The sequence below is a fragment of the Deltaproteobacteria bacterium genome (genome assembly GCA_009692615.1).
Lineage (GTDB): Bacteria > Desulfobacterota > Binatia > UBA9968 > UBA9968 > DP-20.
The window spans coordinates 1-18,158 of record SHYW01000107.1 but is presented as its reverse complement, the minus strand read 5'-3'; the positions used below and the strand labels follow the sequence as shown (position 1 = coordinate 18,158).

Genomic DNA, 18,158 nt, shown 5'->3' with positions numbered 1-18,158 from the left:
CGCGAAGCCGTTCCCGGCGTCACCGCGGTGTGTAAGCAAGGCCGCCACGCGCACTATAATGTTTTTATCTCGATGAAGAAATTATCCGAAGGCGATCCGGGCCGCGCCGCCGCCGCCGCCTTGACCTTCGACCATACCAAGAATGTTTTCGTCTTCGACGACGACATCGACGTTTTCAATCCCACCGACATTCTCTGGGCGATCGCCACGCGGGTGCAGCCGCATCTTCAAGTGAATATCTTGAAGCCGCTGTTCCGCGGCAACTTCTTGGACCCGTCGCTGCGCGACGAGATCAAGACTTCGGGAATGATCGTCGACGCAACCAAACCGACCGACCGGCCGTTCTCACCGGTGTCGAAGTGCCCCGATGAAGCGATGGCGCGGATCAAGTTGGAAGACTACGTGCCGGGCGAGGTGTTGCAGCATATTCCGATGGACCGCACGACTTACTGGGCGTAAAAGTCGAATATTCACCGCAAAGAACGCAGAGGACGCAAAGTTCTAAATTCCAAAACTAAAAGAGGTAAACCATGGGTCAGGCAGTCGAAATCACTTGTCCAACTTGTAAGAAGATTTTTGTCGTCAATCCGCATATGCTCGGATCGGGAATGGATTTCCATTGCCCGTTCTGCGATAAATATTTTCCCGAAAAAGATAGTCCGAAAATCCGCAAGTAAGGCTGGGCTCAGGCCACGGTGACGAGTTCGCCGTGGCCTTTTCTTTTTGCACCCTACATATGAAGACCAAGCAAAACTTGAAGGTCGTCGGCACCAATGCGCACCGCGTCGACGCCATCGAAAAGGTCAGCGGCAAAGCGATCTACACCAGCGACATCCAGCTGCCCGGCATGGCCCATGCGCGCATCCTGCGCAGTCCGGTGGCCCACGCGCGATTGGTCAAGGTCGACGCCTCCAGAGCGAAAGCATTGCCCGGGGTCATCGCCACGCTGACTCGCGACGACATCAAGGGTTTCAATTACAAATACGGCGCCACTTACAAAGACCAGTCCATCGTCGCCGTCGACAAGGTGCGCTACGTCGGCGATCCGGTGGCCGCGGTATTGGCCGACACGCCGGAGATCGCCGAGCAGGGCCTGGAACTCATCGACGTTGAATATGATGAGCTGCCGAAAGTAACCAATCTCGAAGAAGCTACGGCTCCCGGCGCGATTCAGGTTCACGAAGGCGGCGTGGCGCGCGCTGAACTGCGCGGCTCGACTTACGGTGCGCCGGAGCGATTTAGCGGCACGAATGTTTGCTACTATCTCACCTTTGGCCGCGAAGACTCGGAAAAAGGCTTCGCCAAGGCGGAGCATATTTTCGAGGACACCTTTCGCTTTCAAAAGGTGCAGCACTTTTCCCTCGAAGCCCACAACAATGTCGCTTACTACGACGGCGAGAAGTTGACCATCTGGGCTTCCTGCCAAGATCCATTCACTTTGCGCGATCACTTGTCGGGCATCTTCAAGCTGCCCTGCAACCGTATTCGCGTGATCGTGCCTTACGTCGGCGGCGGCTACGGCGGCAAACTCTATGTGAAGGCCGAGCCGATTTCCGCTGCGTTATCATGGATGACACGCCGCCCGGTGAAGTTGCAGCTGTCGATCAACGAGAGCTTCAAAACCGTCACGCGCCATCCGGCAAGAGTCACTGTGAAAACCGGCGTGACTAAAGACGGCAAACTGATCGCCCGCGACTGCCAAGTCTACATGGACACCGGCGCCTACGCCGATGCCGGTCCACGCGTCACGCAGAAGGCCGGCTATCGCGCCTTGGGGCCCTATAAAATTCCCTACGCCAAGGTTGAAGCGCATGGTGTTTATACTAACACCGTGCCTGCTGGCGCCTTTCGCGGCTTCGGCGCATTGCAAGTCACTTGGGCCTACGAATCGCAAATGGATATGATCGCCGACCGTCTCGGCCTAGATCCGTTGGAATTTCGCATCAAGAATTTGCTCAAGAAGGGCGACCTTTACACCGTCGGCGACACGCCTGTGGATTGCGACTTAAAAGAGGGGTTGCTCAAGGTCGCCGACGCCATCAAGTGGAGTGAAAAAAGTAAAAAGCCCAATCGCGCTAAGGGGCTCAGCTGCTGCATCAAAGATGCCGGCGGGACTTATAAAGTCGCCGGCGCCTCGGTGAAAATGTCTTCCGACGGCAGCGTCATGCTGCTCACCGGCACCGTCGAAGCGGGGCAAGGACCGCGCACCGCGCTGAGCCAAATCGTCGCCGAAGAATTGGCTATGCCGATGGATCAGATCGGCGTCGCCCAGCTCGATACCGACGTGACGCCCTACGATATTTCGACGAGCGCTAGTAGTTCGACAGTTGTCATGGGCACCGCGGTGCAGCGCGCCGCCGAAGACGCTCGCAAGCAATTGCTCCAGTGCGCGGCGAAAGTATTGAAACAGAAAGCTGACAGCTTAATCGTCAAAGACGGCAAGGTTGTGACTAAGAAGGGTGAAGCGATTTCTTTTAGTAAAGTGATCGTCGATTTTTTCGGCAGCAAAGCCGGGGAAATCATCGGCAAAGGACTTTACAAAGACAAGCGCAGCGCTAAGGCGGTGCTCGGCTCGACCACGACTTTCTGGGAAGTCGGCTGGGGCGGCGCTGAAGTCGAGGTCGATCCTGAAACCGGCAATATTCGTTTGCTCAACTACGTTTCCGCCTGCGACGCCGGCAAAGCGATTAATCCCGAGCAGTGCATCGGCCAGGACGAAGGCGCGGTGATGTTCGGCATCGGCCATACTTTCATGGAAGAAATGATTTACGAGGACGGCCAATTGCTCAATGGCAACATGGTCGATTACCGGGTGCCGACGTTTAAAGATGTCCCCGATAACCTGCACACCATTCTGATTGAAAACGGCAACGGCCCTGGTCCGTTCGGATCTAAAGGGATAGGTGAGGGTGGCCTACTACCCGTCGCATCGGCCATCGCCAACGCGGTTTCCCGCGCGGTGGGCGTGCGGATACAAGATTTGCCGCTGACGCCGCCCAAAGTTTGGCGCGCGCTACAGGCCAAATCATAGCTCGTCGAATACTTTAGCTTAGCGAAAGAATCGCTTGAGCTTGGTTCAAAGCTCTAAAACCTCGCCGCACTGTTTGCAGGTCGCCATTTTTGCATCGGCTTTGAGCGCCGCGGTCGCCTTGTTCACGGCATCGCCGGGATCGTCGAAGCGCACTTCGGTGGCATAAAGGTTGTTGCCGCACTTCTCGCAGGGCCAGATGAACCGGTCGATTTCCTCCTTCGTTCTTGTTCGCTCCACCACATAGGTCCACGAGCCATCCGCCCGTCGCGGTGAGTGGGGCGTAAGCTTGGGCATGAGAAGGATGTCGCCGGCCTTGAGGACCGCCAATTCATGCTGGTCGTCCTTTAAGTAATGCAGATTAAGCTCGCCTTCCAGCTGGTAAAAAATTTCATCGCCGGGATTGATATGATAATCCTTGCGCCGGTTCGGTCCGCGGGTGACGAAGGCGATAAAGTCGGAGTCCCGCCAGATGACTCGACGCTGGCCCCAATCGCCGCGGTTGTCGTCGATCCATTTTCGCAAATTAAAACTTTGTAGGTGGGGAAACATAAAACCTCCTGGAATGAATCTAATATTCCCCGCTGCTTGCGGCGGGCACAACTAAATGGGGTTTCCAAAGGGGGAGAGCATCCCCTTTGGTCGCGAGCGGGGTTCATACCCCGATCGCGAAATGCCGAGTTGATTCACTATAGAATTGCATCGCCCAATGATTCAAGCTAAATCAGGGTGGTGTTCTTAACACACAAGCACCAGCTTACACTGAAACAGGGCCACGTTGGACTGATCTCCGATACCCATGGCCTGATGCGTCCCGAAGCGCTGGCGGCGCTCAAAGGTTCCGAGTTGATCCTGCACGCCGGCGACATCGGCAATCTTGAAGTGTTGGATGCGCTCAAGCACATCGCGCCGGTGTTGGCGATTCGCGGCAACAACGATCGCGAACCATGGGCGAAGGGGATCGCTGACGTTTTGGATTTGCAAATCAACGGTATCAAGCTTCGTGTCATTCACAACGTCAACGAAATTGTCGGCGATCCGATGCAAGGCGAGTTAAACGCGGTGATCAGCGGTCACTCGCACAAACCGAGCGTGAGCCATCACGGTGAAATTCTGTTCGTCAATCCGGGCAGCGCCGGACCGCGCCGTTTCAAGCTGCCGATTTCGGTGGCGAGAATCGATCTAGCGAAAAGGAATTTTTCGGCGGCCATCGTGGAGTTGAAAATCTAGCGGCGAATTTGTTGACAACAGCGGCGCTCCGCGTTAAACAGAAGTACCTTTTAAGCCGATCCTGCGAGGTCGGAAAAGGCAACATGAACGAACTCAAATTCTGTTATTTTCTCTTCAAAGACCCTCGCGGTAAAGCCGCGCGGGTCTTTTTTTATGGCTGAAGAAAAAAATATCCTACTGGAACGCGACGATCTAGTTCGGACGATCCGCCGGATGGCTCATGAGATCGTCGAAAAGGCGGCGACACCGAGCGAAATCGTGCTCATCGGCATCCGCTCGCGCGGCGTGCACTTGGCGCGGCGCTTGGCGCGAAGGCTTCAAGAAACCGGCAGCTTGACGCCACCGGTGGGAGTCATCGATGTGACGCCCTATCGCGACGACCGCGGCCAAGGGCAAAACACCGACGCGGTGGGCGCCTTCGAAGTTCAAGTGGCGGTGGACGACAAAACAGTTGTCCTCGTCGATGACGTGATTTTTCGCGGCCGGACCATTCGCGCGGCGCTAGAAGCTGTGGAAAAACTCGGCCAGCCTAAACGGATTCTGGTTGCAGTATTGATCGATCGCGGCGCCCGCGAGCTGCCAATCCGCGCCGACATCGTCGGCAAAAACATCGACGCCGGCGAAGGCCAGCGCGTTAACGTCTTGCTCGAAGAATCCGATGGCATCGATCAGGTGACCATCGCCGATTGGCGCGGCAAAAGTGCAATCTAAATGCGCAACCTAATTTCCATCGCCGACCTGACCAACGACGAGATCGAAGAGATATTTGCTTTGGCCGACGATGCCCAGCGCCTGCGCCGCGAGCGGCCGGCGAGCGGGCAGATCATGGCGACGCTGTTTTACGAACCGAGCACACGGACGCGGCTCTCGTTCGAATCGGCGATGCAGCGCTTGGGCGGTACGGTGATAAGCTGCTCGGATATGAAATCGTCCTCGGCGGTGAAGGGCGAAACTTTGGCCGACACGGCGAAAGTGGTATCAGCTTACGCCGATGTTTTAGTGGTGCGCCATAACTGGGACGGCGCCGTGCAAGCGATGGCCGAGCACGCCGACGTGCCGGTGATCAACGCCGGCGACGGCGGCCATGAGCACCCGACGCAAACCCTTTGCGACCTCTACACGTTGCGTCAAGAAAAAGGCCAGCTCAAAGGTTTGACCGTGGTGGTGTGCGGCGATCTGAAAAACGGCCGGACGATTCATTCGCTAGTCTTCGCCCTGGCGCGCTTCGGCGCCAACGTGGTGACGCTGGCGGCCAATGGCATGGAGCTGCCGCATTATGTCATCGAGCGCTTGGAGCGCGAGTACGATTACGCCCTGGCGCCGGTGGCGAGCGACGATCTCAAAACCGTGGTGACGGAAACCGACGCGCTTTATTTAACCCCCAAGCAGCCGCACCAGTTGGCGCTCTTCACCCAGGTCGATCAAGTGATTCAAGGGCAGTTGAATTCCATCGCCAGCGGCCTGCGCTACGACGCCATTTACATGACCCGCAAGCAGAAGGAGCGGATGGCGGAGGGCGCCGCCAGCGGCAACTATCCGACCATCGGTCCGGAGTTTTTGCGCGAGAAACGTTTTCAGGACACGGTTGTCATGCATCCGTTGCCGCGGGTCGACGAACTGTCGCCGGAACTCGACAAGGACCGGCGCGGGATTTATTTCAAGCAGGCCGCCTACGGCGTGCCGGTGCGCATGGCGCTGCTCAAGTTTTTATTCGATCGGCGCGAGAGTAAGCCCGTGGTTATAAAACAATCGCGCAGCTACGAAACTCCCGAACCGATCGGCCCGCAGTGCCATAATCCAAATTGCGTGACGCTGCGCGAAGCGGTGTCGACAGCCAAGCATTTCGAGCTGATTTTCGTCGACGAGACCGGTACTTTGATTCTTGGCTGCACCTACTGCGATCACCGCTTCAAGGTCCAATACGTGGGCAACGTCCAGAGCAAGCGCTACTGTTCTTACGATAGCTCTCTGGCCGACACGCTGCGCGGCTGGTTGGAGCAAAACCATCTGGCGATTTTCGATTCCCTCAAGGAAGCTGAAGAACTGGGCTACGAACCGTTCAAAAGCGGGCCGCGCCGGACGTTAATGGACGAGGGGGAAATTAATCAAGCACTGGGGCAAATGAGCGAGCAAATTTTGCGCGACTGCCGCGCTCCCGAGCGGCTGCTGATTCTCGGCGTGCGCAGCGTCGGCTCTCAACTGGGGCAAAAAATTGCCGCCGAGATCGAACGGCGGCACCAACGAAAAGTTGAACTCGGCGAAATTGAAATCTATGGTGCCGGCGAGGAGTTGCGCCGCCTGGCGCCCGCCGACGGCGGGCCTTTGAACTTGAAAGACCGCGAAGTGATTTTGGTCGATGACGTGATTCATACCGGCCGAACGGTGAAGAGCGCGCTGAGTATTATTTTTCGCTCGGGCCGGCCGCAATCGGTGCGCCTGGCGGTGCTGGTCGACCGTGGTCATCGCGAGGTGCCGGTGAAACCCAACTACGTCGGCAAAAATATTCCCAGCTCGGAGAAAGATCGGGTGCGCGTGCGCTTGCGCGGTTTGGACCAAACGGAGCGCGACCGCGTGGAGATTTATTCGATCATCGATGCCGTAGCCGGCGCGCAATTGCCGGTCGCGGGCCGGAAAAAACGCGCGGCGAGATAAATTTATGAAGTGTGTTTTAGCACTAGCGGACGGAAAGTTTTTCGAAGGGCTGGCTTTCGGCGCCGAAGGCGAAGCGGTCGGCGAAGTGGTGTTCAACACCAGCATGACCGGTTATCAAGAGATCCTCACCGATCCCTCCTACGATGGCCAGTTGGTGGCGATGACCTATCCGCAGATCGGCAACACCGGCATCAATCCGGAAGATGTCGAATCGCGTAGACCGTTCATGCGCGGCTTCATCGTCAAGGATTACACCGAGCAGCCGAGCAACTGGCGCGCGACGCAGTCGCTGCACGAATACATGCAAGCCCATGGCATCGTCGGCATTCAAGGCATCGACACCCGCGCGTTGGTGCGCCATCTGCGCGATCACGGCGCTCAGGAAGGGATTATTTCCAGCGCAGATACCGATCCACAATCGCTGATCGCCAAGGCGAAAGCGTCTCCCGGTTTGGTCGGCCAAGATTTGGTAAAAAATGTTACCTGCGGCGAAGCCTACGACTGGAACCAAGGCAATTGGCAACTTAGCGGCGGTTACAAGCAGCGCGAAAATACCGGCGTTTACAAGCGGCGCGGCAAGGCGAGCTTTACCACACCGCGCTTCTCGGTGGTCGCTTACGACTTCGGCATCAAGTACAACATCCTGCGCAATCTCGCCGAGTCCGGCTGCCAAGTGCGCGTCGTGCCGGCGGCGACGGCGGCGGAAGAAGTTTTGGCCATGAATCCCGACGGCATTTTTCTTTCCAACGGCCCCGGCGATCCCGATGCCGTGCCGTATGCCAAGGCTAACGTGGAACAATTGATCGGCAAGAAACCGATCTTCGGCATTTGCCTGGGCCATCAAATTCTCGGCTTGGCTCTCGGCGGCAAGACTTACAAACTCAAGTTCGGTCATCACGGCGGCAATCAGCCGGTGATGGATTTGACCACGCGCAAGGTCGAGATCACCTCGCAAAATCATGGCTTCGCCGTGGACGCCGACTCGCTCAAGGGCGCGGTGGAACTGACCCACGTGAATTTGAACGACAACACCGTGGAAGGCTTGGCGCACCGCGAGCTGCCGATCTTTTCCGTGCAGTATCATCCGGAATCGTCGCCGGGCCCGCACGATGCCAACTATTTATTCAAACGCTTTACCGACCTGATGGCGAAACACCGAGGCGCGTAGCATCCATGCCTAAACGCACCGACATAAATTCCGTGCTGCTGATCGGCGCCGGGCCGATCATCATCGGCCAAGCTTGCGAGTTCGATTACTCCGGCACCCAGGCGTTGAAGGCGCTCAAAGAAGAGGGTTATCGAGTCATACTGGTCAATTCGAATCCGGCGACGATCATGACCGATCCCGGTTTCGCCGACCGCACCTACATCGAACCGATCACCACCGACATCGTCGAGAAAATCATCGCCAAAGAAAGGCCGGATGTGATCTTGCCGACCTTGGGCGGCCAGACCGCGCTCAACCTCGCCATCGATCTGGCCGAGAAGGGCATCTTAGAAAAGTATAATGTCGAAATGATCGGCGCCAAATTGGAATCGATCAAGAAGGCTGAAGACCGCGATCTGTTCAAAGACGCCATGCGGAAGATCGGCCTCGACCTGCCGCGCAGCGGTTATGCGCGCAGCATGAAAGACGCCATGCGGATTCAGAAGCGCTTGGATTTTCCCGTGATCATCCGCGCCTCGCGCACGCTCGGCGGCAGCGGCGGCAACTTCGCCTACGACGCCGCGGAATTCAAAGAAGTCGTGCAAGCGGGCTTGGCGATCTCGCCGGTGCATGAAGTGTTGATCGAAGAGTCGGTGCTGGGCTGGAAAGAGTACGAACTGGAAGTGATGCGCGACCATAAAGACAACGTCGTGATCATCTGTTCCATCGAGAACTTCGATCCCATGGGCGTGCATACCGGCGACTCGATCACGGTGGCGCCGGCACAGACATTGACAGACAAAGAATATCAGATCATGCGCGACGCGTCTTTGCGGGTGATTCGTGAGATCGGCGTCGATACCGGCGGTTCGAACATTCAGTTCGCGGTCAATCCTAAAGACGGCCGCATGACCGTTATCGAGATGAACCCGCGGGTATCGCGCAGCTCGGCGCTGGCGAGCAAGGCGACCGGCTTTCCGATCGCCAAGATCGCCGCGAAGTTGGCCGTCGGCTATACGCTAGACGAAATCCGTAACGACATCACGCGGGAAACGCCGGCGAGCTTCGAACCGACCATCGATTACGTGGTGACGAAAATCCCGCGCTTCACCTTCGAAAAGTTTCCCCAAGCGAAAGATTTGCTGACACCGCAGATGAAGTCGGTGGGCGAGGCGATGGCCATCGGCCGGACATTTAAAGAGTCCCTGCAAAAAGCGATGCGCTCGCTGGAGACCGGCTCTTTCGGTTTTGAATCCAAGGTCGATTTTGCCGACGCCAAGCGCAAAGAATCTCTCGATATCGTGCGCAATAAATTGCGCGAGCCTAATTCCGCGCGCTTGTGGTATGTCGGCGATGCTTATCGGCTCGGCATGACGACGGCCGAAATTTTTCAACTGTCGGCCTACGATCCGTGGTTTCTCGAAAAGATTCGCGAGCTGATCGTTACCGACGGCGAGATCGCCAATTGCGCCGGTAAAGATGTCGACGCGGTGACGCTGCGGGGCTGGAAACAAATGGGTTTCGCCGACGGGCGCATCGCTACGCTGACCGGAACTAGCGAAGCGTCCGTGCGCCAAATGCGCAAAGCCAAGGGCGTCGAGGCGGTGTTCAATTCAGTCGACACCTGCGGCGCGGAGTTTCAAGCGTTCACGCCCTATCTCTATTCCACCTACGAAGGCGAAGACGAGTCCAAGCGCACCGAGCGCAAGAAAATCATGATCCTCGGCGGCGGTCCCAACCGTATCGGCCAGGGCATCGAGTTCGATTATTGCTGCGTCCATGCCGCCTTCGCCCTCCGCGAAGAAGGCTACGAGACCATCATGGTCAACTGCAATCCGGAAACCGTCAGCACCGATTATGACACTTCCGATAAACTTTATTTCGAGCCGCTGACCATGGAAGAGGTGATGAACGTCATCGAGCGGGAGAGGCCAGACGGCGTCATCGTTCAGTTCGGCGGTCAAACGCCGCTCAAGCTGGCGCTGCCGTTGGAGCGCGCCGGCGTGCCGATCATCGGTACTTCGCCCGATAGCATCGATCTCGCGGAAGATAGAGAACGCTTTTCCGCGTTGATCACCCAGTTGGGCATCAAGCAACCCGACAATGGCATAGCCCGTTCCTTCGACGAGGCTTTTAAAATTGCCGAAGGGCTAGGCTATCCGGTGTTGGTCCGTCCGTCATATGTTCTCGGCGGCCGCGCCATGCAGATCGTTTACGACGGTGAAGCGTTGAAAGACTACATGACCCACGCGGTGTCGGCGTCGCCGGAACATCCGGTGTTGATCGATCGTTTTCTCGACGACGCCATTGAAATCGACGTCGATGCGCTGGGGGACGGCGAGGATTACGTTATCGGCGGCATCATGGAACATATCGAGCGCGCCGGTGTCCATTCCGGAGACAGCGCGTGCAGTTTGCCGCCCAAGTCGATCGGCCAAGATGTCCAAGACGAAATTCGCCGCCACACCATCGCGCTCGCCAAAGCGCTCAACGTGCGCGGTTTGATGAACGTGCAGTTCGCGGTGCAGGGGAAAAATGTCTTCGTCCTCGAAGTCAACCCGCGCGCGTCGCGCACCGTGCCGTTCGTCAGTAAAGCCATCGGCGTGCCGCTGGCGAAAATCGCGGCGCGCATCATGGTCGGCAAGAAACTCAAAGAACTCGGATTGAGCCAAGAGATATTGCCCAAACATATCTCGGTCAAAGAAGCGGTGTTTCCCTTCAATAAATTTCCCGGCGTCGACACCATGCTCGGCCCGGAGATGAAATCCACCGGCGAAGTCATGGGCATCGACACGACCTTCGGCATGGCCTTCGCCAAGGCGCAGCTCGCCGCCGGCATGCGTTTGCCGAAAAACGGTCGAGTATTTATCAGCGTGCGCGACGAAGACAAAGCCAGCGTGACGCCGGTAGCGGCAAAACTTCATCGCGTTGGTTTCGAAATCGTCGCCACCCGAGGCACCGCGGCCTATTTCGAATCCCACGGCATTCCCACCGAAGTGGTCAACAAAGTGCAAGACGGTAGCCCGCACATCGGCGACCAGACCAAGAAGGGCGAGATCGCCATGGTCATCAACACACCCGCCGACGCCCACTCCTTGGCGGCGTCTTATTATATTCGCCGCTGCGCCTTGGACTATCAGGTGCCGTACTTTACGACCATCGCCGGCGCGGATGCAGCCGCTGAAGGGATCGAATATTTGGCCAAGGGCGATTTTGAAGTTAAGGCGTTGCAGGACTACTTGTGATCGTGTTCGTGGTTCGTGATCGTGGAATAAATCCAATTCGGCGGTGAGCGACCTTCCATGACTGCCGTCACTGCCAATTCCAAAATTGATATTGCCGGTAAAGATCGTGTTCCCAGCGTGCGCGACTGCCTGCGCCAGCTCGCGACTTCGATTCAATTTTTAAAAGGCGTCGGCCCTAAACGCGCCGAGCAGTTGGAAGCCGCGGGCTTATGCACCGTCGAAGACGTGCTTTATCATTTGCCGTTTCGCTATGAGGACCGCCGCCAGCGAAAAAAAATCGCCGCGGCGGTCTTGGGCCAGGAAGAAAGTTTCATCGGCGAATTGATCCTATTGCAGAACCGCTTCGTGCCGCGCCGGCGCATGCAGATGTTGAGCGCGACTTTGCGCGATGACAGCGGCCAGCTCGATCTGGTTTGGTATCGCGCGCCAAGTTTCTTGGTCAACGGCATGGCCAAAGGCCAGACGTTGCTGGTGCACGGCAAAGTCGAGCGCGGCCAACAGGAGCGGCTGCGCATCGTTCATCCCGATTTCGAAGTGATCGAAGCCGGCGAAGAGGGCGCACAGCAGCGCGTGCTGCCGATTTATTTACGACCTGGCGGATTGCCACTTTCGTTTTTGCGTAAATTAGTTGCTGAAGCGCTCGAATATCGTCGCTTTCTACCGAATCGCATGCCGGCCGAAGTCATCGCGCGTCAGAAGTTGCTCGACATGCCCGCCGCGCTCACGCAATTGCATCAACCGACGCTCGACGCCGATGTTGCGGCGTTGAACGACGCCAGTTCATCAGCGCATAAGAGCATCGTCTTCGAAGAACTATTTTTTTTGCAGTTGGGTTTAGGTCTGCGTAAGCAGGCACGCCGGCAAAGCGCGGCAGTTGAGTGTTCGCCACGCAGAAATCAATTGGCTTCGCGCATGCGCGAGCTATTGCCGTTCAAACTGACCGGCGCGCAGGAGCGCGTGCTCAGCGAGATCGATGTAGACCTCAAGACTCCACAGCCGATGCAGCGCTTGGTCCAGGGCGATGTCGGCTCGGGCAAGACCATGGTGGCGTGGTTGGCTTCGCTGCAAGTCATCGAGCAAGGCTATCAAGCGCTGTGGATGGCGCCGACGGAAATGCTCGCCGAACAGCACTTTCGCAACTTACAAACATTCGCAGGCGCTCTTGGCATCTCCGCCGCGCTCTTGACGGCATCGACGCCGGCGCGGGAGCGCAAAGTTGTATTGCGGCGCATCGCCGACGGCGAGATGCAATTTATCGTCGGCACCCACGCCTTGATTCAAGAAGACGTGCGCGCGGCGCGCATGGGTTTGGGCGTCATCGACGAGCAGCATCGCTTCGGCGTCATGCAGCGCTTGTCGCTGCGCCAGTTAGTCGGCGCCGATGCCGGCGCGCGCGAGCCGCATATGTTGCTGATGAGCGCGACGCCGATCCCACGTAGTTTGGCGATGGTGCTCTACGGCGATATGGAGGTTTCTTATCTCGACGAGATGCCGCCGGGGCGCACGCCGATCACGACCAAGGTTTTCGCCGAACGCGAGCGCAAGCAGCTTTATTTAAAAGTCCTCGAAGAACTCAAGCGCGGCCACCAAGCTTTCGTGGTCTTGCCCTTGGTCGAGGCGTCGGAGCAGCTTCAGCAAGTGCGCGACGCCACCCAGATGGCCGAGAAGATGGGCCAGACGCTGTTTAAAGATTTCGGTATCGGTCTGGTGCACGGGCGCATGAAGGCCGAAGAGCGCGATGATGTGATGCGCAATTTTCGCGACGGTAAACTGGGAATTCTGGTTGCGACAACAGTCATCGAAGTCGGCATCGACATCGCCAACGCCACCGTCATGGTCGTCGAACACGCCGACCGCTTCGGCTTGTCGCAGCTACACCAACTACGCGGCCGGGTCGGGCGCGGCAGCGCGCCGGGTTTTTGTTTTCTCGTCAATCACGGCGCGGCCAATTCCATCGCCGCCGAACGTTTGCGCGTGATGGAAATGGAGATCGACGGTTTCAAGATCGCCGAAGCCGATCTAAAAATTCGCGGCCCTGGCGAACTCCTCGGTACCCGTCAAGCCGGCCTCGCCGACTTCCGCCTGGCCAATTTAATCCGCGACGCGCGCTTGCTAATCGAAGCGCGCAAAGAAGCGATGGCGTGGATCGAAAAAGATCCCCAACTCAAAAGCAAAGAGTCCGCCGGTATGCGGGAGATTCTCAAACATCGCTGGGGCAAACGATTGCAGTTGGGGGCGGTGGGGTAAGAAGAAAAGTTTTGCCATGCCGGCCTGCGCCGGCATGGCGGAATGAAGAGCCGACTTCTAGTCGACGAATTCAGAAACCCTCGGCTTAAAGCCGAGGGTTGTTCAGTTTACCGTATCGAGCCTCTACCGCGCTTCGATAGATCGCCAGTTGCCGCCCTTTGCGATCTCCTGGTCGGTGAGATCCCGTGCTTTGCCGTAGTCATCCACGCCGGGATTGCCGATGCTCGCATTCCACAATCCCCCGATAAAATTTTTTTTGCTGTCTTTCTCCGTGCGCACGAGGTCCTCGAAGTAGAGCCAAACGATCTGTCCGCCGACGCACTTTAGGCGCAGCCATTCATCTTGGAGACTGGCGTTTTCCGGGACTTTTTCAACTTGTTCATAGAGCTCTGGGCCGGCGCTGTATTGCGTCCCGTTGATGCGAACCTCGAAAAAACCCTCGCCGCCATAGATCAGATACTCAATCACTTGCCCCTTTTTGATGGCTACCGACTTTTTGTCATCCTTGAAGGTGAAATCCTTCTTGGCGATCAGCGGAATGATCTTTGATGCGGTCCAATACTGCGCATCGCTCAGTTTGGCCCGTTGCGAGTTCCAGGGATTGAACACGTCTTTGTCGGGCAGCTCACATTGAATGGACCGGGATAAATTTTTGTCCATCGCCTTGCGGCCCATGACTTGAACGCCTTTTTGCACGACGGAAAAAACATGGGGCCACTCGCCCGACCAATATTGAGATTTAAACCAAGATTTATCGTAGTCGGCATAAGCGTTGATTGAAACGAGCATGGAGAAAATAATTAAAAGGATACGCATTTGACTTGCTCCGATTGGCATCGCGATTTTGGTAAAATGTTGATCACTAAAGTTCATTGTCTAGCCTCGCCCAAGTTACTGCAGCGCCCCATAAAATGTGTATTGCGCCCGTTGGCCAGCGACCTGCAACTTCCAATGTTTAAAATCTTCTGGGTTGGGGCAGAGGTTGCCTCGTCCCTGAATGATTAGACGGAATTTTGCGTCGTTGGTGATTCCTTGTGCGAAAAGACTGTCGGCACCCACTTGTCCTTCGAACCGCCACTCTTTGTAGAGGCGAGGGCCGAGGCCGCCTTTTTCGCTGCCATCGAAAAGATCGGTAGCGAAAGACGTGGTTGTGAGCGGTATGAGAAATAACTTGCCTTTCGCACCCCGACTGTCGGTAAACTCCAAGCTCCAGCGTTGCGGGCTTGGCACCAGCGCGAGCTTATAGGAGTAGTCAGCAACCCGGCCAATACCTTTGACTTCGTCGTCTCCGTTGGGTGCGATGAGTCGTGCGGTGGCGGAAAACTTGAAGTCTTTGAAGGCATCGAAATCTTTGCCGCTGACTTTCGCGCCGGTCTCTTGCCACACGCCCGAATCCGCGCAGCACGCGCAGGCATACGCGTTTGCCGACCAGGTAAAAAGTACCGCCGCCACAAGCGAACATAAGCTGCCGCGCGATACTCTGTGCGATTGATAGATCAAGTTAATCTCCTGAATGCTCTCCAGATTTAGTCAACGCAGAGCATTGCCGGTAGTGGTTCAGTTTCGCCAATACTTGTAGGGGCGGACCTATGTGTCCGCCCGTCCGGAGGGCCGACACGAAGGTCGGCCGCTACATTGAGATGCGACGTTAAAATCAAACTGAACCGTTGCCGCATTGCCGAATGTGTTGCGGATCGTTCACTCGCCGCACTTGAACGGCAGCGTCTTAACGATCGATTTGGGCGAGCTGCGCACTTCGACGACGAGCGGCTCGCAGCGGTAGCCCGCATACAGGAATGGCACCACGGTGCGGCCATCTTTGGGGATATATATTTGCTTGATCGGCGCTTCGAAATACATCTTGTTGGTTTTTTCCGACTTCACAAAAACCTTTCCAACTTCCCCCGGTTGAGAAATTTCTCGGTCTGAGGAGAGCCACACCTTGATCAAAAAAACATTGAATCGATCGGCGGGGGAGAACATCGTGCCAAGAGGGGTCGAGTTCCAGGTGGAAAAATCACTCGCTGAGGTCACGTCCTCGCTCAGTGTGCCGCTGTTTTCGAGAAACAGATGAATCGAAACTTTATCGAGTCGAACCGGATTCTTTTGCGCCGAAGCCGCCGGCGCAGGGGCCGTGGCCGCGGTGACGGCTGGCGCAAACTTCTTACTCACTGGATCGATGCGCAGATTGTCCGGGCCGACGCGCTCGAACTTTCCTTTGTTCTCGACCCAGAACTTTGGCGCGCCGTAGGTCTTCATATAGGCCTCGACCTCCGCCACCAGCTTAGTTTTCAGCATGTCGAGGAAAAAACTTGGATCGTTCTCAACGATTAGTCGGCTGTTAGGTCGGAAGGCGACACCGGAGCTCGCGGTAAACAAATTGAAAACCCGTCCGTCGACCAGATCGACGGCCCAGACCGACTGACACGCGGTGCCGCAGCCAAACTCGACGATGCGGTAGTGGCCGGCGAAGCGGCGTCCGTCGGCTACTCCCTCGGTGAGTTGCGAGCGAACGTATTGCGCGTTGGGATCGCTCGCAAGATTTACCGGCGCCGGAGTGCCGGTAAACATCGGCCCCGCGGGATAATCCGAGAACGAAGGCAAAGCCGCCGGCGCCGTTGATACGGCGCTTGATCCCGCCTGCTTCGTTGGGGTTTGTTGCGCCATGGAATTCGACGTGAATAACGATGCAGCGATCAGCAGCAAAAGCATGACAGTGACGCGTCGCTGGAATGTTAAAGCGTTGTTCATAGATTTCTCCCAAAATGAATTTTCAACACGATCTTAGCTTCGCCCCGCGACGAGTGGTGATGGTTCAGTTAGCTAGAGATCTCTCACTTCGTTCGAGATGACAACTGGACTTTCCTGCTGTCATTTCGAGCGCAGCGAGAAATCTCTCTTCGCATGACAACCCGCGCCGACCCAAACTGAACCACGACCCTACGAGTCAATCGCAAAACGTTAGTCGAGACTCTAACAGGCTGCTACGAAAAACGTTCGGAGTCCTTCGACTTGTCAAAGCATGTTCCGCTTTTTTTTCAGCACCCTGTTAGCGATTACAGCCCTCGGCGCTTAGCACACAGTTACCGCCACCGTTGTTGCGGCAAGACTGCAGCGCCTTGTTCTGTGCAATGGCTTGGTTGGCATCCGTACCCCAACCCCAATAACTCCCGCCGTTGCTTTCCATGGAAGCCGCGTACGCGGCGCACATCCCACTGGGAAAATTGGCCTGAATCGCACAGTCGCCGCCGCAATAACCGAGCGCGGCATTCTGAGCGGCGGCGCTAGAAGGTTGGTTGGAAGACACCGCCGACCGAGTCGGGTCAGTGGGGGCGACGGCAAGAGCGCCAAATACCGCCGCTGCTTGCGGCACCGACCCCATTCGCGTTTGCGCCGGTTGTACCGCTCGCGTCGGTACAGGTGAAGGCTGGGGCAAGTAAGCGGGTTGAATTTGTGATTGCTGCGGCAAAAAAGCGCGTTGAATGTATGGAGCAGCCGTCGTGCCCGCATAGGTTACAGCGCCTGCCGCTGCTACGGCCTTCAGTGCGCGGCCAGATTTTCTGCCAATATTTTGTGCCCCCGATTTGATTGCTGGCCATGCGGTGCGAAGTGCCGGGAAGCCCTATTTGACTGGGCTAGTAATCTTCTCCCACAGCGCAGCCTTGTACGTACCCCACTTGCCCAAAACCGTGGGGATCCCTGGTACGGAGGGAGCAAGCCCCATTTTCAATTTCACGTTCGATTTCCAGGCGGAAAACCGATTGGCCGCGCTCGATAACGCCTGGCCCAGTCTCGTCCCGCTAAAGTATTTGCCTGCTGAATTCGCGACGCCGGCGACTGCCGCACCAGTGACGAAGGAAGTACCGAGACCTTGCCAACTGAGACCCTCGACTCTGTTTTTTATGATGGAGTCTTTGGTCAGTCCGCGCATCGAACCTTCGATGGCATTTCCGGCAAGTCCTCCAAGTCCTCCAAGTCCTCCAGCCAACATCACGCCACCCGGTCCGCCCAGAACCCCGACACTAGTGATCGCGAAGTTAGCCCCGGTGCTCAAGCCTTTGACCGCGTCATAACGGGCGTAGTCTAGGTGTCCGGCGAAGGCTTGAAAGGCAGATGTTCCTAAACCGCCGCCGGGTACGTAGTCCCGGACGAAGTTCGTGATGATACCGTCCTTGCCCATGCCAATGGAGCCACCGACGTCTTGAATGCCATGGCCAACGAACTTGGCTCCGGTAGCCACGCCCTTGGCTGCCTCGGTGGCCCCAGTAGCGATACCTTTAGCGGCCTCGGTGGCTCCGGTCTCGACGCCTCTGCCAAACCACTTGGCTCCGCTAGCGATACCACCGCCAATCGTTTTTAAGGCACCACCTATGATCCCTAACATTGGATTATCCTCCCAACGAGAGTAATTATGCGATTTGAATCGTTGCTCTCATCTTATCATCGACTTTGTCGATGACAGAGCCGTTGTCAATTGGTGGGTAAAAAGAATTAGGCAGCGACCCGAACCTCCTGACCGTTTGCGTACTTCTGACCACGAGCGACTTTGTCTACAAGCTGGGGTGCATCGAGTTTTCTGAAACTCATTTCAGCGATCATTAAGGTCTTC

The 18,158-nt window shown here is 56.8% G+C and carries 14 protein-coding genes; 8 read left to right on the top strand and 6 right to left on the bottom strand.

What is annotated here, in order from left to right; translation table 11 throughout:
- Both EXR70_20490 and EXR70_20485 read left to right on the top strand, forming a co-directional pair.
- Window positions 1–459: hypothetical protein (locus EXR70_20490; GenBank protein MSP40873.1), on the top strand; the 459-nt coding region annotated here is incomplete at its 5' end.
- 250 nt (window positions 460–709) lie between these two features.
- On the top strand, window positions 710–3,031 hold the full coding sequence (locus tag EXR70_20485) for a xanthine dehydrogenase family protein molybdopterin-binding subunit (protein MSP40872.1): 2,322 nt from the start codon (window positions 710–712) through the stop codon (window positions 3,029–3,031).
- Window positions 3,032–3,076: 45 nt separating this feature from the next.
- Here the strand turns inward: EXR70_20485 and nbaC are convergent, their stop codons facing one another.
- Entirely contained in the window at window positions 3,077–3,580 is a 504-nt protein-coding gene (gene nbaC, locus EXR70_20480) for a 3-hydroxyanthranilate 3,4-dioxygenase (protein ID MSP40871.1), read from the bottom strand.
- Between the two features lie 255 nt (window positions 3,581–3,835).
- Here nbaC and EXR70_20475 point away from each other — a divergent pair, with 255 nt between their 5' ends.
- From EXR70_20475 to recG, 6 genes are all read left to right on the top strand, one after another.
- Window positions 3,836–4,258: a metallophosphoesterase gene (locus EXR70_20475; GenBank protein ID MSP40870.1), complete on the top strand. Its 423-nt coding sequence runs from the start codon at window positions 3,836–3,838 to the stop codon at window positions 4,256–4,258.
- Window positions 4,259–4,411: 153 nt separating this feature from the next.
- The gene (pyrR, locus tag EXR70_20470; GenBank protein ID MSP40869.1) at window positions 4,412–4,969 is read left to right on the top strand and encodes a bifunctional pyr operon transcriptional regulator/uracil phosphoribosyltransferase PyrR; all 558 of its coding nucleotides are present in this window, start codon (window positions 4,412–4,414) and stop codon (window positions 4,967–4,969) included.
- Window positions 4,970–6,910 (top strand): aspartate carbamoyltransferase catalytic subunit, encoded by a 1,941-nt coding sequence (locus EXR70_20465; GenBank protein MSP40868.1) that lies wholly within the window; start codon window positions 4,970–4,972, stop codon window positions 6,908–6,910.
- A gap of 4 nt (window positions 6,911–6,914) precedes the next feature.
- Complete coding sequence (carA, locus tag EXR70_20460) at window positions 6,915–8,078, top strand: carbamoyl-phosphate synthase small subunit (protein ID MSP40867.1); 1,164 nt, start codon at window positions 6,915–6,917, stop codon at window positions 8,076–8,078.
- A gap of 5 nt (window positions 8,079–8,083) precedes the next feature.
- Window positions 8,084–11,302, top strand: coding sequence for a carbamoyl-phosphate synthase large subunit (gene carB, locus EXR70_20455; protein MSP40866.1), 3,219 nt, complete (start codon window positions 8,084–8,086; stop codon window positions 11,300–11,302).
- Between the two features lie 57 nt (window positions 11,303–11,359).
- Complete coding sequence (gene recG / locus EXR70_20450) at window positions 11,360–13,549, top strand: ATP-dependent DNA helicase RecG (protein MSP40865.1); 2,190 nt, start codon at window positions 11,360–11,362, stop codon at window positions 13,547–13,549.
- Between the two features lie 123 nt (window positions 13,550–13,672).
- Here the strand turns inward: recG and EXR70_20445 are convergent, their stop codons facing one another.
- The 5 genes from EXR70_20445 to EXR70_20425 form a co-directional block, all read right to left on the bottom strand.
- Window positions 13,673–14,365 carry a hypothetical protein gene (locus EXR70_20445; protein ID MSP40864.1) on the bottom strand — a complete coding sequence of 231 codons (693 nt, stop codon included), beginning with the start codon at window positions 14,363–14,365 and terminating at the stop codon, window positions 13,673–13,675.
- A 75-nt stretch (window positions 14,366–14,440) separates the two neighbouring features.
- The gene (locus EXR70_20440; protein MSP40863.1) at window positions 14,441–15,049 is read right to left on the bottom strand and encodes a hypothetical protein; all 609 of its coding nucleotides are present in this window, start codon (window positions 15,047–15,049) and stop codon (window positions 14,441–14,443) included.
- A 198-nt stretch (window positions 15,050–15,247) separates the two neighbouring features.
- Window positions 15,248–16,300, bottom strand: a complete 1,053-nt coding sequence (locus EXR70_20435; protein MSP40862.1) for a hypothetical protein — start codon at window positions 16,298–16,300, stop codon at window positions 15,248–15,250.
- Between the two features lie 298 nt (window positions 16,301–16,598).
- On the bottom strand, window positions 16,599–16,931 hold the full coding sequence (locus tag EXR70_20430; protein ID MSP40861.1) for a DUF4189 domain-containing protein: 333 nt from the start codon (window positions 16,929–16,931) through the stop codon (window positions 16,599–16,601).
- Window positions 16,932–17,171: 240 nt separating this feature from the next.
- Entirely contained in the window at window positions 17,172–17,933 is a 762-nt protein-coding gene (locus tag EXR70_20425; protein ID MSP40860.1) for a hypothetical protein, read from the bottom strand.
- Window positions 17,934–18,158 lie beyond the last annotated feature (225 nt).